27 protein-coding genes are annotated in these 26,888 nt (G+C 64.2%); 17 read left to right on the top strand and 10 right to left on the bottom strand.

Annotated elements, in window-relative coordinates; all coding sequences use genetic code 11:
• The first annotated feature begins 121 nt into the window (after positions 1–121).
• The 5 genes from M0209_RS03965 to M0209_RS03985 are packed head-to-tail and all read left to right on the top strand — an operon-like array spanning position 122 to position 3,865.
• Positions 122–1,729: a phosphoenolpyruvate carboxykinase gene (locus M0209_RS03965; RefSeq protein ID WP_258887004.1), complete on the top strand. Its 1,608-nt coding sequence runs from the start codon at positions 122–124 to the stop codon at positions 1,727–1,729.
• 43 nt (positions 1,730–1,772) lie between these two features.
• Positions 1,773–2,213 (top strand): hypothetical protein, encoded by a 441-nt coding sequence (locus tag M0209_RS03970; protein WP_258887005.1) that lies wholly within the window; start codon positions 1,773–1,775, stop codon positions 2,211–2,213.
• A 37-nt stretch (positions 2,214–2,250) separates the two neighbouring features.
• Complete coding sequence (locus M0209_RS03975; protein WP_258887006.1) at positions 2,251–2,892, top strand: DUF937 domain-containing protein; 642 nt, start codon at positions 2,251–2,253, stop codon at positions 2,890–2,892.
• A 26-nt stretch (positions 2,893–2,918) separates the two neighbouring features.
• Positions 2,919–3,251, top strand: coding sequence for a hypothetical protein (locus M0209_RS03980; protein WP_258887007.1), 333 nt, complete (start codon positions 2,919–2,921; stop codon positions 3,249–3,251).
• Between the two features lie 47 nt (positions 3,252–3,298).
• The gene (locus M0209_RS03985) at positions 3,299–3,865 is read left to right on the top strand and encodes a Uma2 family endonuclease (protein WP_258887008.1); all 567 of its coding nucleotides are present in this window, start codon (positions 3,299–3,301) and stop codon (positions 3,863–3,865) included.
• Positions 3,866–3,868: 3 nt separating this feature from the next.
• Here the strand turns inward: M0209_RS03985 and M0209_RS03990 are convergent, their stop codons facing one another.
• Positions 3,869–4,312: an NfeD family protein gene (locus tag M0209_RS03990; protein ID WP_258887009.1), complete on the bottom strand. Its 444-nt coding sequence runs from the start codon at positions 4,310–4,312 to the stop codon at positions 3,869–3,871.
• A complete protein-coding gene (locus M0209_RS03995; RefSeq protein WP_258887010.1) occupies positions 4,309–5,292 on the bottom strand; it encodes an SPFH domain-containing protein in 984 nt (327 codons plus the stop codon). The genes M0209_RS03990 and M0209_RS03995 overlap by 4 nt, the downstream gene beginning before the upstream one ends.
• A gap of 98 nt (positions 5,293–5,390) precedes the next feature.
• Here M0209_RS03995 and guaB point away from each other — a divergent pair, with 98 nt between their 5' ends.
• From guaB to M0209_RS04010, 3 genes are read left to right on the top strand one after another with little or no spacing between them, the layout of a single operon-like run.
• Positions 5,391–6,893, top strand: coding sequence for an IMP dehydrogenase (guaB, locus tag M0209_RS04000; protein WP_408988176.1), 1,503 nt, complete (start codon positions 5,391–5,393; stop codon positions 6,891–6,893).
• The gene (locus M0209_RS04005; RefSeq protein ID WP_258887012.1) at positions 6,890–8,056 is read left to right on the top strand and encodes an RsmB/NOP family class I SAM-dependent RNA methyltransferase; all 1,167 of its coding nucleotides are present in this window, start codon (positions 6,890–6,892) and stop codon (positions 8,054–8,056) included. Before guaB ends, M0209_RS04005 begins: the two co-directional genes overlap by 4 nt.
• A gap of 31 nt (positions 8,057–8,087) precedes the next feature.
• Positions 8,088–8,597 carry a M48 family metallopeptidase gene (locus tag M0209_RS04010; protein ID WP_258887013.1) on the top strand — a complete coding sequence of 170 codons (510 nt, stop codon included), beginning with the start codon at positions 8,088–8,090 and terminating at the stop codon, positions 8,595–8,597.
• A gap of 166 nt (positions 8,598–8,763) precedes the next feature.
• Here the strand turns inward: M0209_RS04010 and rsmA are convergent, their stop codons facing one another.
• The 4 genes from rsmA to M0209_RS04030 are packed head-to-tail and all read right to left on the bottom strand — an operon-like array spanning position 8,764 to position 14,206.
• Positions 8,764–9,588 (bottom strand): 16S rRNA (adenine(1518)-N(6)/adenine(1519)-N(6))-dimethyltransferase RsmA, encoded by an 825-nt coding sequence (gene rsmA, locus M0209_RS04015; RefSeq protein ID WP_258887014.1) that lies wholly within the window; start codon positions 9,586–9,588, stop codon positions 8,764–8,766.
• On the bottom strand, positions 9,585–10,568 hold the full coding sequence (pdxA, locus tag M0209_RS04020; protein WP_258887015.1) for a 4-hydroxythreonine-4-phosphate dehydrogenase PdxA: 984 nt from the start codon (positions 10,566–10,568) through the stop codon (positions 9,585–9,587). Before pdxA ends, rsmA begins: the two co-directional genes overlap by 4 nt.
• 4 nt (positions 10,569–10,572) lie before the next feature.
• Complete coding sequence (locus M0209_RS04025) at positions 10,573–11,991, bottom strand: peptidylprolyl isomerase (protein ID WP_408988177.1); 1,419 nt, start codon at positions 11,989–11,991, stop codon at positions 10,573–10,575.
• A 13-nt stretch (positions 11,992–12,004) separates the two neighbouring features.
• Positions 12,005–14,206, bottom strand: coding sequence for an LPS-assembly protein LptD (locus tag M0209_RS04030; protein ID WP_258887016.1), 2,202 nt, complete (start codon positions 14,204–14,206; stop codon positions 12,005–12,007).
• A gap of 193 nt (positions 14,207–14,399) precedes the next feature.
• Here M0209_RS04030 and M0209_RS04035 point away from each other — a divergent pair, with 193 nt between their 5' ends.
• Together M0209_RS04035 and ndk are read left to right on the top strand one after the other, a co-directional pair.
• Complete coding sequence (locus tag M0209_RS04035; RefSeq protein ID WP_258887017.1) at positions 14,400–15,857, top strand: leucyl aminopeptidase; 1,458 nt, start codon at positions 14,400–14,402, stop codon at positions 15,855–15,857.
• A gap of 68 nt (positions 15,858–15,925) precedes the next feature.
• Positions 15,926–16,348 carry a nucleoside-diphosphate kinase gene (ndk, locus tag M0209_RS04040; protein WP_258887018.1) on the top strand — a complete coding sequence of 141 codons (423 nt, stop codon included), beginning with the start codon at positions 15,926–15,928 and terminating at the stop codon, positions 16,346–16,348.
• Here the strand turns inward: ndk and M0209_RS04045 are convergent, their stop codons facing one another.
• The 3 genes from M0209_RS04045 to purM form a co-directional block, all read right to left on the bottom strand.
• The gene (locus M0209_RS04045) at positions 16,349–16,651 is read right to left on the bottom strand and encodes a hypothetical protein (protein ID WP_258887019.1); all 303 of its coding nucleotides are present in this window, start codon (positions 16,649–16,651) and stop codon (positions 16,349–16,351) included.
• Positions 16,652–16,797: 146 nt separating this feature from the next.
• Entirely contained in the window at positions 16,798–17,745 is a 948-nt protein-coding gene (gene purN / locus M0209_RS04050) for a phosphoribosylglycinamide formyltransferase (protein WP_258887020.1), read from the bottom strand.
• 183 nt (positions 17,746–17,928) lie between these two features.
• Entirely contained in the window at positions 17,929–19,035 is a 1,107-nt protein-coding gene (gene purM, locus M0209_RS04055; RefSeq protein ID WP_258887021.1) for a phosphoribosylformylglycinamidine cyclo-ligase, read from the bottom strand.
• A 61-nt stretch (positions 19,036–19,096) separates the two neighbouring features.
• Here purM and M0209_RS04060 point away from each other — a divergent pair, with 61 nt between their 5' ends.
• The 7 genes from M0209_RS04060 (at position 19,097) to M0209_RS04085 (ending at position 26,549) form a co-directional block, all read left to right on the top strand.
• Positions 19,097–20,314 carry a heavy-metal-associated domain-containing protein gene (locus M0209_RS04060; RefSeq protein ID WP_258887022.1) on the top strand — a complete coding sequence of 406 codons (1,218 nt, stop codon included), beginning with the start codon at positions 19,097–19,099 and terminating at the stop codon, positions 20,312–20,314.
• Positions 20,311–20,925: an HdaA/DnaA family protein gene (locus M0209_RS04065; protein WP_258887023.1), complete on the top strand. Its 615-nt coding sequence runs from the start codon at positions 20,311–20,313 to the stop codon at positions 20,923–20,925. Before M0209_RS04060 ends, M0209_RS04065 begins: the two co-directional genes overlap by 4 nt.
• A gap of 9 nt (positions 20,926–20,934) precedes the next feature.
• Entirely contained in the window at positions 20,935–23,043 is a 2,109-nt protein-coding gene (locus tag M0209_RS04070) for an RNA degradosome polyphosphate kinase (protein ID WP_258887024.1), read from the top strand.
• Positions 23,044–24,492: a Ppx/GppA family phosphatase gene (locus tag M0209_RS04075; RefSeq protein ID WP_258887025.1), complete on the top strand. Its 1,449-nt coding sequence runs from the start codon at positions 23,044–23,046 to the stop codon at positions 24,490–24,492.
• A 204-nt stretch (positions 24,493–24,696) separates the two neighbouring features.
• The gene (locus M0209_RS17405; protein WP_408988178.1) at positions 24,697–24,924 is read left to right on the top strand and encodes a DUF1778 domain-containing protein; all 228 of its coding nucleotides are present in this window, start codon (positions 24,697–24,699) and stop codon (positions 24,922–24,924) included.
• 47 nt (positions 24,925–24,971) lie between these two features.
• Complete coding sequence (locus M0209_RS04080; protein ID WP_258887026.1) at positions 24,972–26,084, top strand: DUF262 domain-containing protein; 1,113 nt, start codon at positions 24,972–24,974, stop codon at positions 26,082–26,084.
• Positions 26,085–26,549 carry a HEPN domain-containing protein gene (locus M0209_RS04085; protein ID WP_258887027.1) on the top strand — a complete coding sequence of 155 codons (465 nt, stop codon included), beginning with the start codon at positions 26,085–26,087 and terminating at the stop codon, positions 26,547–26,549.
• Between the two features lie 50 nt (positions 26,550–26,599).
• Here M0209_RS04085 and M0209_RS04090 read toward each other — a convergent pair whose 3' ends face one another.
• The gene (locus tag M0209_RS04090) at positions 26,600–26,875 is read right to left on the bottom strand and encodes an I78 family peptidase inhibitor (protein WP_258887028.1); all 276 of its coding nucleotides are present in this window, start codon (positions 26,873–26,875) and stop codon (positions 26,600–26,602) included.
• Positions 26,876–26,888 lie beyond the last annotated feature (13 nt).

Consider the following 26,888-nt stretch of genomic DNA (forward strand, 5'->3'; position numbering starts at 1 on the left):
TCAAAGAAGCATGAGGGCAATCGATTTCAATCGTGTCGGCGCTGTTCGCGGACTTGCGTTTCGCGCCTCCTGCCCGCAAGGGCCGTCGTCACATACGTATGCATAAGAACAGGCGACCGACGTGACCAAATCAACCTTCGACCTCGCGCAGCAGGGCATTTCGACGTCCGCAACGCTGCACTGGAATTTGATTACCGCGCCGCTGGTCGAAATGGCCGTGCAGCGCGGCGAGGGCATATTGGCGAAGGACGGTCCGCTGGTCGTGGCCACTGGCGCGCACACGGGGCGCAGCGCCAAGGACAAGTTCATCGTCCGCGATGCCGAAACTGAAGAGACGATCTGGTGGGGCAAGACCAACAAGGGGATGACGCCCGCGCATTTCGCGGCGCTCAAGGCCGATTTTCTGATGACGGTCGGCGCGAAGGAAACGCTGTTCGTGCAGGATCTGTTCGGCGGCTCGCAGCCCGAGACGCGCGTCAATGTGCGCGTCATCACCGAATTCGCGTGGCACAGCTTGTTCGTCCGCACCTTGCTCGTGCGCCCCGAAGCCGCAGAGCTGGCCGCGTTTGTGCCCGAATTCACGATCATCGACCTGCCCAGCTTCCGCGCCGACCCCGAACGCCATGGCTGCCGCAGCGAGACAGTGATTGCGGTCAATTTCACCGAGAAGCTGATCCTGATCGGCGGCACTGCTTATGCCGGCGAGATGAAGAAGTCGGTGTTCGGTATCCTCAACTACAAGCTGCCGGCCGAGGGCATCATGCCGATGCATTGTTCGGCCAATATCGGCCCCGCCGGCGATACCGCCGTGTTCTTCGGCCTGTCGGGTACTGGCAAGACGACGCTCAGCGCCGATGCCAGCCGTACGTTGATCGGCGACGACGAGCATGGCTGGTCGGACACCGCCGTCTTCAATTTCGAGGGCGGCTGCTATGCCAAGATGATCCGCCTGTCGGAAGAAGCCGAGCCGGAGATTTTCGCGACCTCGAAACGCTTCGGGACGATCCTCGAAAATGTCGTGATCGACGCCGAAACGCGTGAACTCGATTTCGACGACGACAGTCTCGCCGAGAACAGTCGCGGTTCCTATCCGATCGACTTCATCCCGAACACGTCGGAAAAGAACCTCGGGCCGCCGCCGAAGACGGTGATTTTCCTGACTGCCGACGCCTATGGCGTGTTGCCCCCGATTGCGCGGCTGACGCCCGATCAGGCGATGTACCATTTCCTGTCGGGGTATACCGCGCGTGTGGCCGGCACCGAGATCGGCGTCACCGAACCGCAGGCGACCTTCTCGACCTGCTTCGGCGAACCGTTCATGCCGCGGCACCCGAGCGTCTATGGCTACCTGCTCAAGTCGCGCATTGCCAAGGGTGGCGTGACCTGCTGGCTGGTTAACACCGGCTGGACCGGCGGCAAGGCGACGATGCCGGGAATCAAGCGGATGCCGATCAAGGCGACCCGCGCGCTGCTCAACGCGGCACTCGACGGCAGCCTCAGCAACGCCGAATTCCGCACCGATCCCAATTTCGGGTTCGACGTGCCGGTCGCGGTGCCGGGTGTCGACAGCACGATGCTCGATCCGCGTGCGGCCTGGGCCGACAAGGCCGACTATGACAGGACGGCGGTCAAGCTGGTCGGCGAGTTCATCGAGAATTTCGTTCAATTCGAGGCGCACGTCGACGAGGGGGTGCGACAATCCGCCCCGAAGCTCCTCGAAACTGTCTGAACCGCCCGGAGACATATCCGGGCTTCGCACTGAAAGCCCGGATATGATCGACCATTCACCCCGCCTGTTTGCGACCGACGCCGAAGTCCGTCGCATCGGCCTTGGCCTGCTCGACCGCAGCCTGCCGCGTGCCGACTGGACGCACGAGGCGCATCTTGCCGCTTGCCACTGGATCGTCAGCGAACGTCCAGACATCGACCCCGACAGCGATCTGCGCGATATCATCTCGCGGTACAACGAGAGCGTCGGCGGGGTGAATGACGACAGTCAGGGCTATCACGAGACGATCACGCGGTGCTTTGTCCACGCGGTGCGACAGCATCGTTCCCACGGGTCGCTGGTCGACCGCGTCAATGCCTTGCTGCTGTCGCCCTGCGGCAATCGCAGCTGGCCGCTGAACTTCTACAGCCATGCGCGGTTGTTCTCGGTTGCGGCGCGGCGCGACTTCATCGAACCCGACCTCGCACCACTGCCCGCACTCTGATAAGCTGCCCGCGAAACGAATAATCGGGAGTCGGTCTGTGAACATCGGTGACATCATTGCCCAAAGCGGCGGTATCGGCTCGATCGCGCGAGAACTCGGCATCGACGAGGGCACGGCGCAAGCGGGCGTGACCGCGCTGCTTCCCGCTGTGCTCGGCGGGTTCAAGGGGCAGGCTCAGGCGCAGCCGGAAGGCCTCGGTGGCCTGTTGAACGTCGTGCAGGGGCTGGGTGGCGGCGGCTTGCTCGATAGCGTGCTCGGTGCCGGTCCGTCGAATGTCGACGCGGGCAACAATGTGCTCGGCCAGATTTTCGGGTCGAAGGACACCAGCCGCGCGGTCGCGGCGGACGCCTCGGCGAAAAGCGGCGTGTCGGGCGACCTGCTCAAGAAGATGCTCCCGCTCGTCGCCATGCTGGTTGCTGGCTATATGGCGAAACAGGCGGGCGGCGGTCAGGAAGGCGGCGGGGGCATGCTCGGCAGCGTTCTCGGCTCGGTTCTCGGTGGCGGCCAACAGGGTGCGGGCGGCCTCGGCGGCATCCTCGGGTCGGTTCTTGGCGGCGGGCAGCAGCAGGCGGCGGCACCGGCGGGCGGTTTGGGCGGCCTTGCCTCGATGCTCGACATGGACGGCGACGGCAATCCGCTCGACGACATCATGGGTATGGCAGCCAAATTCGCGCGCTGAATTTTCTCCACGAAAGGACGGATCTCATGGGAATGCTCGACGGAATCCTCGGCCAGCTGGTCGGCAATGTCGATGTCGCGAACCTCGCGACCAAGGTCGGCCTGTCGGAAGAACAGGTCGAAATGGCGATGACCGCGCTCGGTCAGGCCCACACCGCGCCGACCGACACCATCGAGACGGCGGCGGCCAACACCGGCCTATCGGGCGATGTCCTGCAACAGATCGTCGGCCATATCGGTGGCGAGGGATCGCTGGGCCGCTTTGCCGAAATGCTGGGCGACCAAGGCGGCGGCGCAGGCGGCATCATGGGCACGCTCGGCGGGCTGGCGTCGGGGTTACTGGGCGGCAAGAAAGACTGAGCGCCCGCCCTCTGGCAGCACAACTGCCGGGGTGATATGCTTGCGCTATGAACGCAGTCACGCCCTTTCCCTCGCCGAAAAAGATCGGTCTGCGCGCGATCGATTATCTGATGCTTTCGGATGCGGGGGCATTCGACGGCTATGGTCGAACCGAACTGATCGAGGGGGAGGTTTGGACGTTGTCTCCAGCACATAGTTGGCACGCGCGAACCGTGTCCGATTTCAATTTCGAGCTGGGTCTGGCACTTCGAAAGGTCAAAAGTTCGTTGCGCGTTTTCAGTGGCGGCTCGGTGTCGCTCACGGACGACTCGGTCCCTGAACCCGATATTTCAGTCTGCGAAGACAATGACGAGGGGGTTTTGCCGCTCGCCAAGCTGAAACTGGCCATCGAGATTTCGGATTCGACGGCGGCGACCGACCTCGGTGTGAAGCTGCGGCTCTATGCGGGCGCGGGCGTCCCTGAATATTGGGTTGTCGAGCGCGACGCACGTGTCATCCACCAGATGTGGGCACCGTCGGACGGCGTTTACGCCGAGCGGCGGGCGGTGGCGTTCGGCGAGCGGGTGACGGCGGCGACGCTGGCGGACGTGAGTATCGAAACAAGCGAGCTGTAAAGTCTAAGCCCGCTCCACCACCAGCACTGCCCCGTCGCAACCGGTTACCCTTAGCCGGTCGCCGACGGCGGCCTCTGCCCCTCGCGCCGACCATACCCCGTCGCCGACCTTCACCCGCCCCGACAACGCATCGACGGGTTCGACGGCAGTCACGATACTCCCCACCAACCGCGCGCTTTTGTCGTTGAGCAGCGGGTCGGCGCTGACGATCGGGTTGTGCGTTAGATATTTACGCCCCGCGTAGATCGCGGCGACGCTGGCGACTGCGAAGATCAGGAATTGCGGGATTGCGCCGATGGGCAGCAGCAGCGCGAGCACGCCGGTCAACACCGCCGCTGCGCCGATCCAGATCAGGAAAACGCCCGGCAGCAGCATTTCGGCAATGCCGAGCAAAGCGCCGGCGATCATCCACAGCCAATGGTCTGCCAACCCGAACGGCCCGTTCATTGTCCGGCAACCTCCGCCGGTCCCTCGAACGGCCCGCGACGGCGCGGGGCGGGCGGGGTCGGGGGTTTGGGCGCGGCGTCTCCGAAGGCTTCACGCGCCAGCTCGCCGATGCCGCCGAGTGTGCCGATCAGCTGCGTCGCCTCGACCGGGAACAATATGGTCTTGGCATTGGGCGATGTCGCGAACAGGCCGACCGCCTCGACATATTTCTGCGCGATGAAATAGTTCAGCGACTGGCTGCTGCCGTTCTCGATCGCGGTCGATACGAGGCGGGTGGCCTCGGCTTCGGCCTGCGCCGAGCGTTCGCGCGCCTCGGCATCGCGGAAGGCGGCCTCCTTGCGGCCCTCGGCTTCGAGGATTTGCGACTGTTTCTGCCCCTCGGCGCGGTTGATGTCGTTCTGGCGCGCAGCCTCCGACTCAAGGATGGTCGCGCGCTTTTCGCGTTCAGCCTTCATCTGGCGGGTCATGGCGTTGACGATGTCGGCGGGCGGGCGGATGTCCTTCAGCTCGATACGGGTGATCTTCACACCCCAGGCCTCGGTCGCCAGATCGATGATGCTGAGCAGCCGCCCGTTGATCTCGTCGCGCTTCGACAGGGTTTCGTCGAGGTCCATGCTGCCCATCACGGTCCGCAGGTTGGTCGTCGTGAGCTGCATGACCGCGAGATAAAGGTCGCTGACCTCGTAAGCGGCCTTGGCAGCGTCGAGCACCTGGAAGAACACCACCCCGTCGACCGCGACCATCGCATTGTCCTTGGTGATGATTTCCTGGCCCGGAATGTCGAGCACCTGCTCCATCATGTTCACCTTGCGCCCGACGCGGTCGATGAACGGGAAGATGAGGGTGAGGCCGGGCTGTGCGACGGTCGTGAACTTGCCGAAGCGTTCGATGGTGTATTGATAGCCCTGCCGGACCATCTTCACAGCCATCATGACATAGACGATGCCGAGTACGGCCAATGTGATGACCAGATATTCCATCGAAAGCTCTCCCCGCGAATGGTACGCAGTATCGCGGGTTCGACGGGGTGCGCCAAGCGGAATCGGCACGACTGGCGTGGAGCGGGACACGCGGTTACATGGACCGCCACGACTCGCCAGACAAAAGGGCATATCGCTTGGCTTTCGACATTCCGCTCGGACTCACTTTCGACGACGTCCTGCTTCAGCCCGGCGCGTCCGATGTGCTGCCCAGCCAGGCGGATACCCGCACGCGGATCACCCGCGACATCACGCTCAACATTCCGATCCTGTCGTCGGCGATGGATACGGTGACCGAGGCCGATATGGCGATCGTCATGGCGCAGCTTGGCGGGCTGGGCGTGCTGCATCGCAATCTGACTCTCGAAGAACAATGCGCGGCGGTGCGCCAGGTCAAGCGGTTCGAGAGCGGCATGGTCGTCAACCCGATTACCATCCACCCCGACCAGACCTTGGGCGATGCGCAGGCGATGATGGCGCGGCACAAGATATCGGGGATTCCGGTGGTCGAGGCGTCGGGCAAGCTCGTCGGCATATTGACCAACCGCGACGTGCGCTTTGCCGGTAACCCTAACCAGCCGGTCAGCGAATTGATGACGTCGCAAAACCTCGCCACTGTGCAAGCGGGGGTCGGCGAGGACGAGGCCCGTCGCTTGTTGCACCAGCGGCGGATCGAGAAACTGCTGGTGGTGGACGCGGATTATCGCTGCGTCGGGCTCATCACGGTCAAGGATATCGAAAAGGCGGTCACCTATCCCGACGCGACCAAGGACAGCACAGGGCGGCTGCGGGTCGCGGCGGCGACGACCGTCGGCGACGCTGGCTTCGAGCGAACGCAAGCGCTGATCGATGCCGAATGCGACCTGATCGTCATCGATACGGCGCACGGCCATTCGAAGATGGTCGCCGCTGCTGTCGAACGAGTTCGCAAACTGTCGAATTCGGTGCAGATCGTCGCGGGCAATGTCGCGACGGGCGAAGCGACGCGTGCGCTGATCGGCGCGGGGGCGGATGCGGTGAAGGTCGGCATCGGGCCGGGGAGCATCTGCACGACGCGCGTCATTGCGGGCGTGGGTGTACCGCAGCTGACCGCGATCATGGACAGTGCCGAGGAAGCGGCAAAATCGGGCGTGCCGGTGATTGCCGACGGTGGTTTGCGCACGTCGGGCGATGTGGCGAAGGCATTGGCAGCGGGCGGCAGCGCCGTGATGGTCGGGTCGCTGCTCGCGGGGACAACCGAGGCACCGGGGGAAACCTTCCTCTACCAGGGCCGGGCGTATAAATCCTATCGCGGCATGGGCAGTGTCGGCGCAATGGCGCGGGGCTCGGCCGACCGCTATTTCCAGCAGGATATCAAGGATCAGCTCAAGCTGGTGCCCGAAGGAATCGAAGGGCAGGTCGCCTATAAAGGTCCGGCCAAGGACGTCATTCACCAGCTTGTCGGCGGGGTGAAGGCGGCGATGGGCTATACCGGCGCGGCGACCATTGCCGAATTGCAAAAGCGCGCGCGGTTCGTGCGGATCACCGGCGCAGGGTTGCGCGAAAGCCATGTCCATGACGTGACGATCACGCGCGAAGCCCCGAATTACCCCACCCGGTGACTCCCTCCGCCAGACTTCAATCCGCTATCGAAATCCTCGACCTGATCCTTGCGTCAGCCCGCGACAACGGGGCGGCCGCGGACACTATTGTCGCCAAATGGTTTTCGACGCGGCGTTTTGCCGGATCGAAGGACCGCCGCGCGGTGCGCGATCTGGTCTATCGCGCGATCCGCAGCTTCGGGGAGATGCCGGTCAGCGGGCGTTCGGCGTTCGGGCGGCTGGCCGATTACGACGAGACGCTCGCGCCGCTATTCGACGGGTCTCCCTATGGTCCGGCCCCGCTCGAAAAAGGCGAAGTTCGCGACGAGCCGGTGCCGATGCCCGCGTGGCTGGCGCGGATGATACCCGAGGTCGAGCATGCCGCGTTGCTCGAACGGGCACCGCTCGATTTGCGCGCCAACCGTTTGAGGACGACGCGCGAGGAATTGCTCGCGCTATGGCCCGAGGCAACCGCTATCCCGCACACCGAGGACGGGCTACGCTTCACCGACAGTTTCAACGTCGAAACCAGCGAGCCATGGCAGGGCGGGCTGGTCGAGGTTCAGGACGCCGGGAGCCAGATGATCGTTGCGGCCTGCGCGGCGGCGGCGGGGATGACCGTTGTCGATCTTTGCGCGGGCGGGGGCGGCAAGACTTTGGCCTTGGCTTCGGCAATGCGGGGAGAAGGCCGGTTGATCGCCGCCGACACCGACAAGCGCCGGCTGTCGCAACTTCCGGCGCGCGCCGAGCGTGCGGGCGCGGCGGTCGAGGTGCAGTTGCTCGACGGCGGGCATGAGGTGGAGAACCTTGCCCCGCTTGCCGGGCAGGCCGATGTCGTGCTGGTCGATGCGCCTTGTTCAGGGTCGGGCACGCTCCGCCGCAATCCCGAAGCGCGCTGGCGGCTGCAACCGGCGCGGCTGGACAAGCTGGTGCAGGTGCAGCGCCACGTCCTTGATCTCGCCGTACCGCTGGTCAAACCGGGCGGCGCGATTGTTTATGCGGTCTGCTCGCTGATCGCGCGTGAGGGAGCTGGGCAGGTCGACGCATTTCTGGCGCGCTATCCCGGCTGGACGAGCGTTTCGCCGTTCGACCACGGGCGTCCGGCGGGGAAGGGGCGGGTGCTCTCGCCCGGTCACGACGGCACCGACGGTTTTTTCGTCGCGCGGCTGGTTTCGCCGTGCTAGCCTGAACGCCTAAATGGTTCTGGAGCTTGCCATGCGTCTTACCCCGCCCGCCCTCGGGATCGCCCTGCTGTTGGCGACGGTATCGAGTGTCGGCCATGGCCAGCGGCCCGATGCGGTCATCGATGCGCGGTCTGTGTTGCTGGTCACGCAGGCCAGAAGCGAGCTGACGGCCGGCCGGTTCGAGACCGCCAATGACGCGCTGGAATCCGCGCTGGCGGTCGATCCGCGCAACCGCACGGCGTACGCGCTGCTCGCCGAAGTCGCGCAGAAACAGGGCCTGCCGGGCAAGGCGATCCGCCTCTATCGTGAATCGCTGCTGATCGAACCCAATGATATTGCGGCGTTGGCCGGGCAGGGCGAAGCGATGGTCGCCAAGGGCGCAGTGACCAAGGCAAAGGAGAATCTTGCGCGGATCAAGACATTGTGCGTCGGGGCCTGTCCCGATGGCGCACGGCTGGCGGCAGTGATCGAAAAGGGGCCCCCGCCCGTGGTGCAATCGGCACAGGCTGCGCCGGTGCTGCCGGTGACCACGCCGCGCTAACCTAAACTCCTCCCCAGCGAAGCGCAGGGGAGGTGCCCGCAGGGCGGAGGGGCCGCCACGTTCAGCGGCGGGCGATGTTTCGTGTGGGACAGTGTCGCTCGCTGCGCTCGCGCCCCTCTGGCGCATTTGCGCCACCTCCCCTGCGCTTCGCTGAGGAGGAATTTGGTCAGCCCAATTCCCTCGCCACCTGCACAAACTCCTCCACCGAGAGCGTTTCCGCCCGGCGTGTGGCGTCGATACCCAGCTTTTCGAGCGCCGCTAAGGCACCCGGCACGCCTCTGACCGAGGCACGCAGCATCTTGCGGCGCTGGCCGAACGCCGCGGCCGTCAATCGTTCGAGCGTACCCGCACGGACGCCCTCCGGCGCGAGCTTCGGGACAATATGGACCACTGCCGACATCACCTTGGGCGGCGGGGTAAAGGCGGCGCGATTGACGCGCATCGCGATCTTCGCTTCGCTGCGCCATTGCGACAATATGCTGAGGCGGCCATAGGCTCCGCTATCGGGGGCGGCGACAATGCGTTCGGCGACTTCGGCCTGGAACATCAGGGTCAGCGACGCCCAGCGCGGCGGCCATGCCTCGCCCGACAGCCAGCCGGTAAACAGCGCGGTCCCGACATTATAGGGCAGGTTGGCGACGATATGCCCGCCCTCGGGCAAGACATCGGCGAGCGGCATAGCAAGCGCATCGCCCTCGATCACCCGCAATAGCCCCGGATGAGCGTCGCCGAGTTCGGCGAGTGCCGGCAGGCAGCGATGGTCGCGCTCGAGGGCGGTCACCGTCGCGCCCGCATCGATCAGCGCGCGGGTCAGGCCGCCGGGACCGGGGCCGACCTCGAACACCGATGCGCCCCGCAAATCGCCCGGAACGCGCGCAATCCGGTCGAGCAGTTGCGCGTCGAGCAGGAAGTTCTGGCCGAGCGCCTTGGATGCCGAAAGCCCGTGGCGGGCAATGACCTCGCGCAGCGGGGCGCGGATATTTCCGGTCACGCCGCGCGTGCGGCGGCAGCCTCGGCAGCCAGCTTGATCGCCGCGATCATCGCACCGGGATTGGCGATGTTACGGCCCGCGATACCGAACGCCGTGCCATGATCGGGCGACGTCCTGATGATCGGCAGGCCAAGCGTCACATTGACGCCCTCGTCAAAATGCAGCGCTTTCAGCGGGATCAGCGCCTGGTCGTGGTACATGCAGATGACAGCGTCATAGGTGGCGCGCGCGCGCGGGTGGAAGAGGCCGTCGGCGGCAACCGGGCCGAACGCATCGATCCCCTCGGCACGCAGCAGCTCGACGGCAGGCGCGATGATTTCGATTTCCTCGCGTCCGATCATCCCCGATTCACCAGAATGCGGATTAAGGCCCGCAACGGCAAGGCGCGGCGCGGCGATGCCGAAGTCGCGTTCGAGGCCGCGTGCCGTTGCCCGCCCCTTGGCGACGATCAATTCGGTGGTCAGCGTCCCGGCTACCTCGGCGAGCGGGATATGGGTGGTTACCGGCACGACGCGCAGGGTCGGCCCCGCCAGCATCATCACTGCGTTGTCCGGCGACACGCCACAGCGTTCCGCGATGAATTCGGTCTGACCGGGGTGGGTGAAGCCGACCCCGTACAGCTGCGCTTTCGATACGGGGGCCGTGACCAGCGCACACGATGCGCCCGAACGGGTCAGCCCGGTCGCGAGTTCGAGCGAACCGAGCGCACAGCGTGCGCCCTCGACATCGGGCTGACCCGAGGTGATGCGGCCGCCATCGGCAACGTGCAGCACCGGCAGCGCGTCGCGGAACACGCTCTCGGCGTCTTCGGGTGCGGATATGCGCGCCACCGGACCCATCCAGCCGTGCCCGAGCGATCCGGTATCGCCGACGGCGAAGAAGGGCGCGAGGCCCGCTTCGCTGCGTTGTGCCCAGGCCTTGCCGACGATTTCCGGCCCGATCCCGGCAGGATCGCCCAAGGCAACGGCGATAGCGGTCATGCGATCAGCGATACTCCACCACCGCGTCGCGACGCAGGTCGCGCAGATAGCGCTGGGCACGCTGGCCGACGCGCGTTTCCTCGATCTGCTGGCGGAGCTGGTCGGAAGACGGGCCCGAAGCGGCGCGCGCCTCGTCCCGGCCGCACAGCACCAGCACCCGGATACCGTCGGCGCGCGACCCGAATACCGGTGTCGCCTGGCCGACGCTCAATTTGAGCAGCATGTCCTGCAACGGCGCGGGCAAGTCGCGGACCTTGACCGCGTCGTTATCGACGACTTCGGCCCCTTGTGCCTTCGCGACTTCGTCGACCTTGCCGCACCCGCCCATTTCGCGCGTGGCCTTGGCAAAGGCTTCGGCGCGGGCGGTGGCGTCCGCTTCTGCCATGTTCGGCGGGAACCGCACCGACATCTGGCGCAGGTTGAGCTGCGCGTCGCGCGGGTCGGCCGTCAGCACCTGACGGCTGTCGGACAGGTACAGGATCGAAAAGCCGCCCGGTGTCGCGATGGGACCGGCAAGCTGCCCGACGGTCAGTTCCTGCACAGCGGCGGCAAGGCTGTCGGGCAACTGCCCGCTCCGCACCCAGCCGAGATCGCCCCCGACCGATGCGGTCGACGCTTCCGAAAACTGGCGCGCATAGGCGGGGAACGATCCGCCCTGCTTGATCTGTTCGATAATCTTGCGCGCGTTCGCGGCCACTTCATTCTGGTTTTCCGGCGTTGCCGACAGATAGATTTCGCCGACGCGGAATTCCCTGGTGCCTTTCGACGCTTCGAGGCGGTCGATGACGGCCTGCACCTCTTCGTCGCTGACATTCACGAACGGCTCGATACGACGGCGAAGCAGCCGGCTCCACGCGAGTTCGCCCTCGATCTGGCGCTTGATCGATTTGTCCGACGATGCCTGCTCGCGCAGATAGGCGTTCATTGCCTCGGGCGTCCGCTTGAAGTTGCGCGATACACGGGCATAGCTCTGCTCGATCTCCTCGCGCGAAATCTTGACGTCGTGCGCCTTGGCTTCCTGGATCTGCAGCGTCTCGTCGATCAGATTGCGGAGCACCTGCAGTTTGAGACGCTCGCGCTCCTCGTCCGCCACTTTGCCGCCGTTGGCGAGCACGATCAGCGCAAGGCGCTGGTCGATGTCGGTGCCGGTAATGATCTCGCCGTTGACGATTGCCGTCGCCTTGCGGACATGCGGATCGTTCTTGCCGAACAAGGTGATTTCGGCGGGCAAATTGAGGTTCGCCGCCGAGGGCACATCCTTTGAATCGGCAACGGTCTGGGCTGGCGACAGGACCGGCGCGAGCGCCGCCACGGCAAGCGCGGCGACGGCCGCACCCTGTGCAATTCGTTTCAAGCTCTGCGTTCCAATCCTGTAGGCCAATGCTGCCGGGTGCGTCCCTGCGACCGCCTGTGCAGCGGCCATGCTGAACCGGACGTTAGCGACCTAGATTGCGGAATGCCAGCCTGAGCAGAAACGAGTCCCCCCGCTGGGCGTCGCCGCTGGTGTCGTAGTCGCGCTTCCAGGTGAAGCCGATGTCGAGGCAATCGTCGGTATAAGCGATGCCGAGCCGGTGGCGGACGGGCTGGTACCCGGTGGCGATCGACAGCGGATCCTCTGCCCGGTCGGTGAGATCGACCGTTGCCGAGCCGAACACCGAGACATAGCGGGTAACCTGGACCCGTCCGCCGACACGGATTTCCTCGCGATCCCGCAAATCCTCTAGGGTGGCAGAAATGTTCCGGTTGAGACGGAGGTAGCCGATCAGCGCATAGGTGCGGTCGTTGCCGATCGTCGCATCCACTTCGTTGCGACGCAGCGCGAAGCCGTCTTTATCGAGCCGGTAGCGGTGCGTCAGCGTCACGACGTCGCGGTACCGGATCGTCGTCCGCCCGACGATGTCCGACAGCCGGTCGGTCAGGCCGGTCCCATCGGGGAAAAGGGTCGGCTTGGCGTTCAGGCGGTAGCTCTGTCCGATGGTGGCAGCGACCGAGAAGCGCGGCGCGTCGAAATTCCAGTCGAGGCCATAGGTGATGCGCGTGCCGTCCTCCCACCGGTCGTAGCCGGGGAAACGGTTGAGCGCGAACAAATTGCTGTCCTCGAGATCGACCGAGCGGGCGTCCTCATTGGGGATGTTGAGGTTCGTCGTTGCGGGAGAGGCCACGACTTGCAGGCGCGGCGTCAGCCGCTGGGTGCCGCCCCACAGAGCTCCGACCAGCGGCCAGCGGATTTCGGCTGCCAGCGCCCCAATGCCGCGTCCCTGCCACCCGCCGGTGCCGCGATATTGCACCGTCGTGGTCAGCGCATTTTCCTTGCTGTGATAGACATCGCCGCGCGCATAGGCGGTCAGGACGATTTCTTGGCCCATGTCGGTCAGACGGCGCAAATCCCACCGCGCGCCGGCAAAGGCCCGCTGGGTATCCTGACCCGCCGTGCGGGCGAGTGCGAGCGAGTTGAGCTGCAACTCGACCCGCCCCCCCAGCAGCGGATCGTTAAAGCGGCGGCGATAGTCGATTTCGGGCAGTGCGATCGGGATGCTGCCCTGCACGACGCCCGCACGCAGGGTCTGCACCGCCCAGCCGGTCAGCGCGAAATAGCTGTCGCGATCGACCCGTTCGAGCGCGATCGTCGAACGCAGCTTGTCGTCGTAGGAAAGGTCGTAACGGCGCAACAGGGTCCGGTCGGTGACGCGCCGGATCGAACCCGACACGCTCCACAAAGGGTCGATCTGGAACTTGCCGGCAGCGTCGAGATAGCCGCGAAACTCGTTCGATCCGACCGCCGTGCCTGCCACGAGCCGCTTGCTGTAGGTGGCAAAGCCACCAATCCGGTACGCACCGTTTTCGGTAAGCGCGCGGTAGCTTCCCTCCAGCGCGGGTGGCGCCGCGGAATAGAGCCGCGGCGTGAGGGTAAGCTCGCGGTTGGGCGAGAGGCGGAAATAATAGGGTAAATCGACCCGTACGCCGTTGGTGCGGTTATATTCGATATTGGGGATCAACAGGCCGCTGCCCCCTTCGTTGCCGGTGGGTACGATAAGGCCCGGCAGCACTGCGATGGGGATGCCGAAGACGTCGAGCCGCGCACCGTTGAAACGGATGCGCTTGCGGACCGGATCGTAAATGACCTTTACCGCCGAAATCTTCCACGACGGATTTTTGGGGCAGCCGTTGCTGTCGGTGACGGGGCAGGGCGAATAGGCCGCATTCTCAAGGGTCGAAATGCCGTTCGTCTGAACCCCGCGCCGCGCCGCGATCCGCCCGCCGTCGATCAGCACGATCAGCAGGTTTTCGACCATGCCGTCCTTTAGTGTGTCGGTCAGCACTACCGAATCGCCATAGGCGATGTCGCCGCCCGGATTGACGATGCGGACATTGCCGATGGCCCGAACCTGCCCGGTCTTGCGGTTCCACACGACGCGGTCGGCGCGGACACGGTTGCCCTCCCGCACCATCCGCACGTCGCCGCTGGCGGTAACGATGTCGGCGTCGCTCTGATATTCGAGCGTATCGGCGGCGAAGTCGATCTGTTCGGCCGGCTTGTCGCCCTGCGGCACAGCGCCGGTTCCCGCGACGACGGTCTGGGCGAACGCAGGTCCGGCGACGGCCAGCCAAAGGCCCGCAGTCGTTCCCAACACCTTCATCGTCCCTGCCACACAGCCTCGCACGCACTTGAGAACGGCAGCACCTGTCGCGCGCCGGATCGCAGCTGGCCTATCGCACCCGATGCGGGTCCGAGGCAATCCGGCTTTTGCACGCTTCACCTCGCCCAGCTAACAGCAATCCCTTGCCGAGTCGGTAATGTCCGGCTGCCGATTTCAAGGAATACCCCTTCGCATGAACGTCGAATTCGCCCCGAGCCGTCCCGATACTGCTACGACTGTCGTGCTGCCCGTCGCCAAGGGCGTGCTGGCCGAACGGATCGCTGGCGAGGCCGCAGCCGAGGGATTGCGCGCTGCCGCGTCGCTGGCGCGGTTCGAGGGCGAGGCGGGGAGCATTGCCGAATATGTCGAGACGCGGGGCGGGGTTGCGCGGCGAATATTGCTGCTCGGCACCGGCAGCGCGAACGAAAGCGATGCCGTAAAGGCAGGCTCGGCGCTGACCGCGAAGCTGCTGACCTCGGGCGAAACGGCGCTGGTACTCGATGCGGGCGGGGTCGCCACGCCGGTGCTGATGCGGATGCTCGAAGGGGTCGTGCTGCGCGGCTGGCGGTACGATCGCTATCGCACGCGCCTGCCCGCGACGCAGAAGCCGACGCTCGACAGGATTGTCGTGGCAAGTGCGGGCGACGATGCAAGCGCGGCGTGGACCAAGGCGTCGGCCGTGATTGACGGCGTGAGCTTCGCGCGCGAACTGGTCACCGAACCGGCGAACATCATCTATCCCGAAAGCTTCGTCGAACGCTGCCAGCGGCTGGCGGCGATGGGAGTCGAGCTGCAAGTGCTCGACGAGGCGGCGATGGCCGCCGCAGGGATGGGCGCGTTGCTTGGCGTGGGGCAGGGGTCCGAACGGCCCTCGCGCTTGCTGGTGATGAAGTGGGACGGCACTGGCGGCGCTGCGAAGACGCCTGTCGTCTTCGTCGGCAAGGGCGTGACCTTCGACACCGGCGGTATTTCGCTGAAACCCCCCGCTGGCATGGAAGACATGAAGTGGGACATGGGCGGCGCGGCGGCGGTCGCAGGCGCGATGATGGCGCTCGCGGGGCGCAAGGCCAACGCCTATGTCGTCGGCGTCTGCGGGCTCGTCGAGAACATGCCCGACGGCAAGGCGCAGCGGCCGGGCGATGTCGTCACCAGCATGTCGGGCCAGACCATCGAAGTCATCAACACAGATGCCGAGGGGCGGCTGGTGCTGTGCGATGCGATCACCTGGGTGCAGAAGAACTACAGCCCCAAGGTGCTGGTCGATCTCGCAACCCTGACGGGCGCCATGATCGTGTCTCTGGGGCATGAGCATGGCGGCATCTTCGCCAACGACGACGCGCTGGCGACGCAACTGGTGGCAGCGGGCGGCGCAGTCGGCGACCCGCTGTGGCGGATGCCGCTGGGTGAGGCGTATAACAAGCTGATCGACAGCCCGATTGCCGACATGAAGAACGTCGGCCCCCGCGAAGGCGGCAGCATAACCGCCGCACAGTTCCTGCAACGCTTTATCGACGAGGGCGTGGCCTGGGCGCATCTCGACATTGCGGGGATGGTGTGGGCGTCGAAGCCCGGGCCGGGCTGGGACAAGGGCGCGACGGGTTACGGCGTGCGGTTGCTCGACCGGTATATTGCCGACAATCACGAAGGTTGATTGAAGAGCGCCCCGCCGCTAGGGGCGCTCGCAACCTTACAACCCTGTCAAATGGAGCCGCACCAGTCATGGCCGCGACACGCACCTTCTCGATCATCAAGCCCGACGCCACCCGCCGCAACCTGACGGGTGCCGTCACCAAGATGCTGGAAGACGGCGGCCTGCGCGTCGTCGCGTCGAAGCGCATCCAGATGAGCAAGGACCAGGCCGAGGGCTTTTACGCGGTCCACCGCGAGCGGCCGTTTTTCAACGATCTCGTGTCGTTCATGATCTCCGGCCCCGTCGTCGTGCAGGTGCTCGAGGGCGAAAATGCGATGCAGCGCAACCGCGACATCATGGGCGCGACCAACCCCGCGAACGCCGATGCGGGTACGATCCGCAAGGAAATCGCCGAAAGCATCGAAGCGAACTCGGTGCACGGCAGCGACAGCGACGAAAATGCGGCAATCGAGATCGCGTATTTCTTCAAGCCGGAAGAGATTGTGGGCTGATTACAGGCCAGTGAAAGCGATGTTTCCGGTCGCCCAAACAATGCTGCCAGATGCGTCCGTCTTCCAGGTGACTGTGCCAAAGGCATCTTGATAAGCATTTAGGCCGTTGTGGCGGACCTGCCTAAAGATCGCCAATTTAACGTTCGGGGACTCGCACGCCTCGAACTTGAAGCCCTGCTGGAGAAGCGCGCGTTCCAGCGCGAAAGCGGGACTTCCAGGTGGGAACTGCGCGTTGAGGCGGGAAACAATTTCTGGCGAATGCGCGGCCGTCTCCGGCGTATTGCCGCCGAGCATATTATTCATGTCTGGCGACACTGGGTGGCAAAGAGAGTCCGAACCGCCGCCGCTTGTGGCGCCCTTGAGTAACGGAGGAAGAGGCGGCTTGGACGCTCCACCACACGATGCAGCTAGTAAGAACGCCGTGCTAACAGTGAGTCCTTTGGCGCGCATCAAAACTCGTCCGCAATACTCATCAGCTTCGTCAGCCGTGGCGGCGCGACCGCGCGCCAGCTTCGGGCCAGCCACTCGCCGATGTGATCCCAGTCGTTGTCGCCGAGGTCGAGTCTGATCCCGACCCAGCCATCGCCGAAATACGGCGGGCGGTAATAGCGGTCGGGGTCGTTCTCGATCAGCGTCGCCTGTTCCTCGACGCCGCTGATCTTCACCAGCAGCGCGACCTTGCCGTCGCCGTGATGGTCGTTCGAGACATAGGCGAATTTCTTGCCCTTGATGATGCCCCAGCAGGGCATACCGTGCGAGGTGACTTCGTCGGCCTCGGGCAGCGCCACCGCGCGTGCGCGGACTTGGGCGATCAGCGCCTCGGGGCCGGTCGCGGCAGCGACGAAACCGGCGAGGCAGCGACTGTAGAGCTGGTGCTCGGCGATCAGGACGCGGGCAGCCAGCGTCTCGGGCGTGTCGCCGTCGATCACCGCGACTTCGGTCTGGCCCAGCACCGGCCCGTCGTCGAGCGCCTCGGTTACGACATGGACGGTGCAGCCGGTGACGCGTTCGCCCGCCGCGAGGACGGCCTCGTGCGTGTGAAGTCCCTTGTGCGCGGGGAGGAGCGAGGGGTGGATGTTGACGATGCGGTCGCGCCAATTCGCGATGAATTCGGGCGACAGCAGGCGCATGTAGCCGGCGAGTGCGACGTACTGCGCGCCGGACTTGCGGATTTCGGCGTCGAGGATGGCATCGAATTCGGCGCGCTTCAGACCAGTGTGGGGATGGGCGAAAGTGGCGATGCCCTCGGCACTCGCCAGGATCAGGCCGGGTGCATCGGGGTTGTTCGAGGCGACGAGAACGATTTCATAGGGGCAATCGGGGTGTTTGGCGGCGTACACGAGCGCGGCCATGTTGGTGCCGGTGCCTGAGATGAGGACAACGACGGGGGTTTTCATCAAATCCGCCCCCGATGGGGGAGGGGAACCGCCGACGGCGGTGGAGGGGGGCAGACGACGTGCGCGGTAGCGCACTGGCGCGCCAGCGCCACGTGTCGCTGCGCGAGGCTGCTGCCGCAGCCGTTGTTTGCCCCCCTCCACCGCGAGGGCGCGGTTCCCCGCCCCCGGTGGGGGCGGATTTTCTCAGACCCCATAACTCGCTTCCCACGCACTTTGCGCGCTCCACGTTTCGACCGATCCTGACACGACGCAGCCACTCGCGCCGCCGACGATCTTGCCGATCCGGTATACCGTCTCGCCCGCCGCTTCGAGCGCCGCCATCACCTCCGCCGCATCGCCCGCTGCGACAACAACCGCCATGCCGATCCCGCAGTTGAACGTCTTCGCCATCTCCGCAGGCTCGATATTCCCCTGTGCCTGCAGGAAGGCCATCAGGCGCGGCTGCTCCCAGGCGTCGGCGTCGATGCGCGCCTGCATATTGTCCGGCAGGCAACGCGGGATGTTTTCGAGCAATCCGCCGCCGGTGATGTGCGCCATCGCTTTGATTTTGCCGTCTCGAACGGACGGCAGCAGCGCCTTCACGTAAATCCGCGTGGGGGCCATCAGTGCGTCGATTAGCAGCGTGTCGAGGTCGAACAGGGCAGGACGGTCGAGCTTCCAACCGCGATCCATCGCCAATCGGCGAACCAGCGAAAAGCCGTTGGAATGGACGCCCGATGAGGCCAGACCGAGAATAACGTCGCCATCGGCAACAGTCGTACCCGTCACGACCTGATCGCGCTCCACCGCGCCGACGCAGAAGCCCGCGAGATCGTAATCGCCCGGCGCGTACATTCCCGGCATCTCCGCCGTCTCGCCGCCGATCAACGCGCAGCCCGCCTGTTTGCATCCCTCGGCAATGCTCGCGACGACGCGGGTCGCTACATTGTTGTCGAGCTTTGCAGTCGCGTAATAATCGAGGAAGAACAGCGGTTCGGCACCCTGCACGATCAGGTCGTTGGCGCACATCGCGACGAGATCGATGCCGACCCCGTCATGGCGATTGTGCTCGATGGCGAGTTTCAGCTTGGTCCCGACCCCGTCGTTCGCAGCGACCAGCAGCGGATCGGTAAATCCGGCCGCCCTCAAGTCGAAAAACCCGCCGAATCCGCCGAGTTCGGCATCCGCTCCTGCGCGTCGTGTGGCCTTTGCCAAGGGGCCAATGGCGCGCACCAGCGCGTTGCCCGCCGCGATCGAAACGCCAGCTTGTTCGTAGGTGTAGGGCGACAGTTGGTTATGTTTCGGGTCCATCCAATTGCTGCTAGCGACATCGTGCTTGGTTTTCCAACCGCAACTCGCCAAAAGGCGCGCCGTGAAGTTCCGGATTGCTCCCTTTCTTGCCATCGTCGGCGCGTCGTTGCTCGCGGCGGCTGTCATCGCCCAGATCGAGGGCGGCGACCGCGGTGTCGCGCCTATCGATTCGTCGGGCAGCTTCGAGGTATCGGGCATCGCCATCGACGTCCGCGCGAAGACTGCCGAAGCGGCCCGGCTCGGCGGCTGGCGAATCGCACAGCGCAAGGGCTGGCAGATGCTGTGGGCAAAGATGCACGGCGGCAGCGGTGGTGCGCCCGCGCTCGGCGATTCGGCGCTCGACGGTATTGTCGCCGGGATCGTGGTCGAGAGCGAGCAGATCGGCCCCAACCGCTATGTCGCGACCCTGGGCGTGCTGTTCGACCGCGCCCGCGCTGGGGCCATACTGGGCGTGACCGGCGAGGTCTCGCGCTCGGCGCCGATGCTGGTCGTGCCAGTGATGTGGTCGGGCGGCACTGCCTATACCTTCGAGCAGCGCACCGAGTGGCAGAAGGCCTGGGCGCGCTTTCGCACCGGCAACAGTCCGATCGATTATGTCCGGCCGAGTGGTACCGGATCCGACCCCTTGCTGCTGAATTACGGCCAGACCCAGCGGCCGGGGCGGAACTGGTGGCGGATGATTCTCGACCAGTACGGCGCGGCGGATGTGCTGATCCCGACCGTCCGTTTGCAGTACAGCTATCCCGGCGGTCCGGTAACCGGCTTCTTCACCGCGCGGCACGGCCCGGGCAATAATGTCGTCCAGAGCTTTGCCCTGCGCGTCGACAGCAGCGACAAGATACCGGCAATGCTCGATGAGGGCGTCAAGCGGATGGACGGCATTTATGCCGATGCGCTGGCGATGGGCATATTGCGTCCCGACCCATCGCTGATCGAAACGCCGGTGATCGATCCGTCGCTGATCGAGAACGCGACCGAAGCCGTGTCCGAGGAGACGGTTGCCGACAACACCACCCAGGCTGTGCCCGAGCCGGCTACGACGGTCGCGACGATCAGCGTCCAGTTCGAGACGCCCGATGTCGGGTCGGTCAGCGGCACCGAATCGGCGGTGCGCGGGGTGCCGGGGGTCAGGTCGGCGACGACGACCAGCCTTGCGCTCGGTGGCACATCGGTAATGAGCGTGTCGTTTGCGGGCGATGCGGCGACGCTGAAACTGGCACTGGAGGCACGCGGATTCCGCGTCAGCGAAGGCGGCGGGGCGCTGCGTATCCGCCGGTGAGCAGCCAGCCCGCGCTGCCGCTCGACTGGCCGGTGGACGATGGCGACAGCGAATTCATCGTAACCGAATCGAACCGGGTTGCGGTCGCCCACCTCGAACGGCCCGGCACATGGCCGGTCTTTGCAACCTTGCTGACCGGCCCGCGCAAATCGGGCCGCAGCCTGCTCGGACGGGTATTCGGGCGGCGCAGCGGGGGCAGGGTGATCGACGATGCCGACCGCACCGACGAACGCACGCTGTTTTCGGCGTGGAACGAAGCGCAGGCGACGCGCAAACCCTTGTTACTCGTTGCCGAACTGCCGCCCCCGGACTGGAAGATCGTGCTGCCCGATCTGGCATCACGCCTGTCCGCCACGCCGACCGTGACCCTCGGCCCGCCCGACGACGACCTGATCGGACGGTTGCTGGCCAAGCAACTGGAGCGCCGCGGCCTCGAACTCACCCTCGAAGTGCGCGCTTACCTCATTCCCCGTGCCCCGCGCAGTCATCACGGCGTCATCGCGCTCGCCGATGCGCTCGACACCGCGTCGCTGGCGCGGCGGCGCGCGGTGACGATTCCGCTCGCGCGCGAGGTTCTCGGGCCAATCGACGCCTCGTCCGAAGCGGGCTAGGGACGGGATATGTCGGAGAGTGAAAGTCGATATTTCAACCGCGAGCTGAGCTGGCTGGCGTTCAACCGCCGCGTGCTCGAGGAATCGACGAACCGCGCACACCCTCTGCTCGAACGGCTCCGATTCTTGTCGATTTCGGGCAACAACCTCGATGAATTTTTCATGGTCCGCGTCGCGGGACTGAAAGGACAGCAGCTGCAGGGCGTCGACGAGATGTCGGTCGACGGCATGACCGTCGCTCAACAACTGGCCGCGCTGGCCGCCGATGCCGACCTGCTCACGGATACGCAGCAGGATATCTGGCTCGACATCGCCATGGAACTGGCGGGTGCGGGCATATATGTGGTCGAGCCCGACGATGTCCCCGCAGCGTCGGCCGACTGGCTCGATACGCATTTCCGCGAGCAGATTTTCCCTGTCCTGACTCCGCAGGCGCTCGACCCCGCCCACCCGTTTCCGTTCATTCCCAATCTCGGGCTCAGTCTGATTTTCGACCTCAAGCGCCTTTCCGACGGAGAGGCGATCCGCGAACTGGTGATGATCCCGCCGACGGTCCCGCGTTTCGTCCGGCTGCCCGGCGAGAACGCCACCTATATTGCGATCGAGAGCCTGTTGCGCCGCTCCGCCGCGACGATGTTCCCCGGCTACGAGGTCCGCGACACCGGCGTGTTCCGCATCATCCGCGACAGCGATCTGGAGATCGAGGAAGAGGCTGAAGACCTCGTCCGCTATTTCCGCACCGCGATCATGCGGCGACGACGCGGACGGGTGATCCGCCTCGATCTCGAAACCGGCATGAGTGCCGAACTCGAGGCGGTGCTCAAGGCCGAACTCGGCGGCGGCGATGCGCTGATCATCGAGAAAGAGGCGTTCCTCGGCATCGGCGCGCTCGAGGCGCTGGTCGACGAGGACCGGCCCGACCTGAAGTTCACGCCTTATTCGCCGCGCTTTCCCGAACGCATTCGCGATTACGACGGCGACTGTTTTGCGGCGATCCGCGCCAAGGACATTGTCATCCATCACCCGTATGAGACGTTCGACGTGGTGCTGGCGTTCCTCAGGCAAGCCGCCGCCGACCCCGATGTCGTCGCGATCAAGCAGACGCTGTATCGCGCGGGCAAGCAGCCGACCGTCATCCGCGCGCTGTGCGACGCGGCGGAGGCGGGCAAATCGGTGACCGCCGTCGTCGAACTGAAGGCGCGTTTCGACGAGGAGCAGAATTTGCTGTGGGCGTCGCAACTCGAACGCTCGGGCGTGCAGGTCGTATATGGCTTCATCGACTGGAAAACCCACGCCAAGGTGTCGATGGTGGTCCGGCGCGAAGGCGGGCTGAACCGCACCTACTGCCATTTCGGCACGGGCAATTACCACCCGATCACCGCGCGCATCTACACCGATTTGAGCTTCTTCACGGCGGACCCGCGCGCGGGGCGCGATGCGGCGCAGATGTTCAACTATATCACGGGGTACGTCGAGCCGCGCGCACTGGAACTGCTGACCTTGTCGCCGAGCGGCCTGCGCTCGACCCTGACCGACCTGATCGACGCGGAGATTGCCAATGCCCGTACCGGCACGCCGTCGGGCATCTGGGCCAAGATGAACTCGCTGGTCGATCCCAAGATTATCGACAAGCTGTACGAGGCGAGCGCGGCGGGCGTGCCGGTCGAGCTGATCGTGCGCGGTATCTGCTGCCTGCGCCCGGGCGTGCCCGGCCTGTCGGACAACATCCGCGTCAAATCGGTCGTCGGTCGCTTTCTGGAGCACAGCCGCATCTGGGCATTCGGCAATGGTAAGGCGCTGCCCAACGACCGGGCAAAGGTGTTCATTTCGTCCGCCGACTGGATGCCGCGCAATTTCGACCGGCGTGTCGAATATATGCTGCCCATCGAAACGCCAACGGTCCATGATCAGGTGCTCGATCAGGTGATGGTCGCCAATCTGATCGATACCGAGCAAAGCTGGGAATTACAGGCGGACGGATCGTATATCCGCGTCGAGCCGGGCGCCAAGCCGTTCAACTTGCACCGTTATTTCATGACCAATCCCTCGCTGTCGGGGCGTGGCGCTGCACTCGACCAAGGCGACAGCGTGCCCACGCTGAGCCTCCGGCGACGCTGAGTGACCGACAGCCAAGCCATCATCGACATCGGGTCGAACTCGGTCCGCCTCGTCGTCTATAACGGCCCCGCCCGTGCGCCGTCGGTGTTGTTCAACGAAAAGGTCTCGGCAGGGCTGGGCAAGGGGCTGGGCGACGGCGCGAAGCTCGATCCGCAAGCGGCGGCGCAGGCCTTGCGCGCGCTCAGCCGGTTCCGCGCGGTCGCGCAGGCGATGGGCGCGGGCGACATCCGCACTGTCGCCACCGCTGCCGTCCGCGACGCGAGCGACGGCAAGGCGTTCGTCAAACAGATCGAAGCGCTCGGCCTGCCGGTCGAACTGCTGTCGGGCGAGCAAGAGGGGCGCGCCTCGGGGTATGGCGTCATATCGGCGTTCCCCGAGGCGGATGGCATCGTCGGCGATCTGGGCGGCGGCAGCCTCGAATTGGTGCGCGTGCGCGGCGGCAAAGTGCACGAGACGGTGTCGCTCCCGCTTGGCGTGCTGCGGCTGGCGGGCCTCAAAAAGGGGCGCGGCGTCCTCGACCGCCATGTCCGCAAGATGCTGGTCAAGGCGGGGTGGAAGGGCGTCGAGCGCGACTTGCCCTTCTGGCTGGTCGGCGGGTCGTGGCGCGCCCTTGCAAGACTCCACATGCACCTGACCGATTACCCGCTGCCGGTGCTGCACGGCTATGCGATGCCGCCCGAGGCCGCGTCGCGGCTGAGCCGCGCGCTGGGGCGGATGGACCGCAAGCGGCTGAAGGGCATCGACGCCATTCCGACGGGCCGTATCGGCGCGCTGGGCGATGCGGCGGCACTGCTCGCGACCCTGACGCGGCTGCTCGGCTCGAAGGCACTGATCGTCTCGGCGTACGGCCTGCGCGAAGGGTTGCTCTACGAAGGGCTGACCGCGGAACAGCGCGCGACCGATCCGCTGATCGAGGCCGCGCATCAGGTCGGCAGCGCGCTCGGCCGCTTTCCCGAACATGGCGACCTGCTGAACCGCTGGATCGCGCCGTTGTTCGCGCATGAGGATGCGCGGTGCGCGCGGCTGCGCCATGTCGCGTGCCTGCTCGGCGATGTCGGCTGGATGGCGAACCCCGAACTGCGCGCGCAGCGCGGCCTCGACATCGCGCTCTATGGCAACTGGATCGGCGTCGAGGCGCGCGGGCGAGCGATGATCGCACACGCGCTGTTCACGAGCTTCGGCGGCGGCAACACGCCCGCGCCGCTGGTCGCGCAACTGTCGTCGCCGGAGGATTGCGCGCAGGCCGCGATCTGGGGTCTGGCAATGCGGCTGGGCCAACGGCTCAGCGGCGGTGTGGCAGGGCCGCTGGAGGTGAGCCGTTTGACGCTCGACGACAAGGCGCTGACCCTGACCCTGCCCGAGGGGCAAGCGCTGCTCTACGGTGAAGCGGTCGAGCGGCGGCACAAGCAACTGGCATCGGTGCTGGGGCGGACCGCAAAACTGGCTTGATTCCGCCAAAGGTCACAAAGGTCACACCTGAAACGTGGTGTGCGGCGGGGGGATGTTTCCGGCGGGATGGGCGATCGACAGGTGGAAAGAGCAATACCAATTCTTGAACCTATATGGCACTTTCGCTATTGTTTGTCAAGATGTCATGGTCGCAGATTTTGCTGCAGTATCGACATTGCAGGCTCTGCGAGCGATAGGCTGTATATGAATCAGCAACCCAAAACTCAGCCGCTCAGCCGCCCCGATGTTCGGTCAAGCTGGTTGATCGACGATACGGCACTCGTGCTTAGCGCTGCTGATTTCAACTCGTTCGTGGCAGCCCTTGAAAGTTCATCAGCGCCCGGACCAAAGTTGCGCGCTCTAATGCGGCGCGTGCCGGGGTGGGCTGCCCGAAACCATGCTGCCGATGGCAGTGACTTGCAGATTTTGTAGCGGTGTGTTCAGACATGGCAGGCCGGTAGGCATGCAAGGACCGACGAATGATCGAAGAAATCACTAGCGAAGCAATTACCGACGAGCTTCGTCAGGACGAATTTGAGCTAGCTCTTCAGGATGGTGTCGAGGATGAAACGCTGCTCGAAGACCCCGGAGCTATCAAATTTAGCATATCAAGCTATGGTGCAGACTATACAGTTGACAGCTTAGTCAAACGCATGCGTGGCGAGGCGTTCAAGATTCCAGATTTTCAACGTCAATTTGTATGGACATTTAAGCACGCATCAAAGTTTATAGAATCATTGCTCATGGGCCTACCCGTGCCAGGAATTTTTCTCTACAAGGAAGCTGAGACAAATGAGCATTTGGTCATAGACGGCCAACAGCGTTTGCGTACGTTGCAAGCTTTCTATGATGGAGTTTTAAGGGGTAAGGAGTTCAAATTACAAGGCGTGCGCGAGCCTTGGTTAAATAAGACTTACAAGACACTAGATCCTTCAGATGTACTTAAGCTTGACGACTCTATTGTTCATGCAACCGTGTTCAAACAAGATAAACCTGAGGATGTTTTAGATAGCATCTATTTTGTTTTCGAACGAATTAATACTGGAGGCATTCGCCTATCTCCTCAGGAAATTCGTAATTGTATAAGTTTGGGGCCGTTTATCGAGCGAGTAAAAGCCCTTAATGGCTATCCTTCTTGGCGAGCTGTTTTTGGACCAATCAATAATCGGTCTAAAGATGAAGAACTGATAGTGCGGTTTGCAGCTTTGTACACCAAAGGTAATGCTTATGCTCGGCCGATGAATGGATTTCTTAACAAGTTTTCAGCCGCAATGAATAAAGTTGATAAGGCTGATTTAGATAAACTCGACGAAACCTTCCGATATACGATTGACAAAATTAACTCGGCTATTGGGCCGCGTGCCTTTCGTATTATCAGATCGCTAAATGCTGCCGCGTACGACTCTGTGATGGTCGGGCTCGCACGGCGTCTCGACAAAGGCAATCCGCCCGCCGATGAAGCGGTGAGTATGGCATACGACGGATTGATCGCTACGAACGATTTCAAGCAGGCCTGTGAACGTGCAACGGCTGATGAGGAAAACGTAAAAACACGTCTCAATCTCGCAACAGCTGCTTTCGCAGCCCTGTAAATGCGGCATGCGATAGACAGTCGTGAGCGGAAGCTAGACGACTTTTTTCTACGCGCAAAAAAGCAGTCGATTGATGACGAAATAACTGCCGATCTGGCCAAGCTGGGCGCAGTTTTGGTTTGTGGATATGTTGAGCGTTGTGTTGAAGTGATCGTTCTTGAACGTTTATCAAATCGTGCACACGAGCGCGTCATTAGGTTTGTAAAAACTTTCTTCAAAAGGGGCACAAATTACGACTGCGAAACGATTTGTCAGCTTCTCTCTCGCTTTGACACTGATTGGGATGTTCGCATGAGGGTCGAGCTCGGCAGAAACGATCAATGGGTCACTTCGCTATCGTCACTCTACGCGCTTCGAAACTCTATAGCTCATGGAGGGGACCAGAATCGCGGTTTAGCCGGCGTGATGGCTCTGTACGATGACTGCAAGCTTATCGTCATGGCAATAGAAGACGCTACCCGCTGAGCTCCAGTCGCATTGTCGGTAAGCCACATTAGAAGCAACATCTCTCACTTCTACCCGCAATCCACCCCCGTCACGAAATTCCGCCCGTCCACGCGCACGTTCAACCGATCCTGCCGATAGTCCATTGTCGCCATCGTGCCCGGGGCGAGCCAGCGGAGGGTGCGGGCGCGGCTGCGGTTCAGGAGGGCGGTGCCCAGGTCGGCGGTGCCGAGGGCGCCGACGAAGTTCTGGACGCGGGTGGCGTCGCAGGTTCCTTTGCCGGTGGTGGGGATGGTTTCGCAGGCGGTGAGGAGGGTTAGGGGGAGGAGGAGGGTGGTCTTGTGCATGGGGAGACTTCCC

The sequence above is a fragment of the Sphingomonas sp. SUN039 genome (genome assembly GCF_024758725.1).
GTDB lineage: Bacteria > Pseudomonadota > Alphaproteobacteria > Sphingomonadales > Sphingomonadaceae > Sphingomonas_O.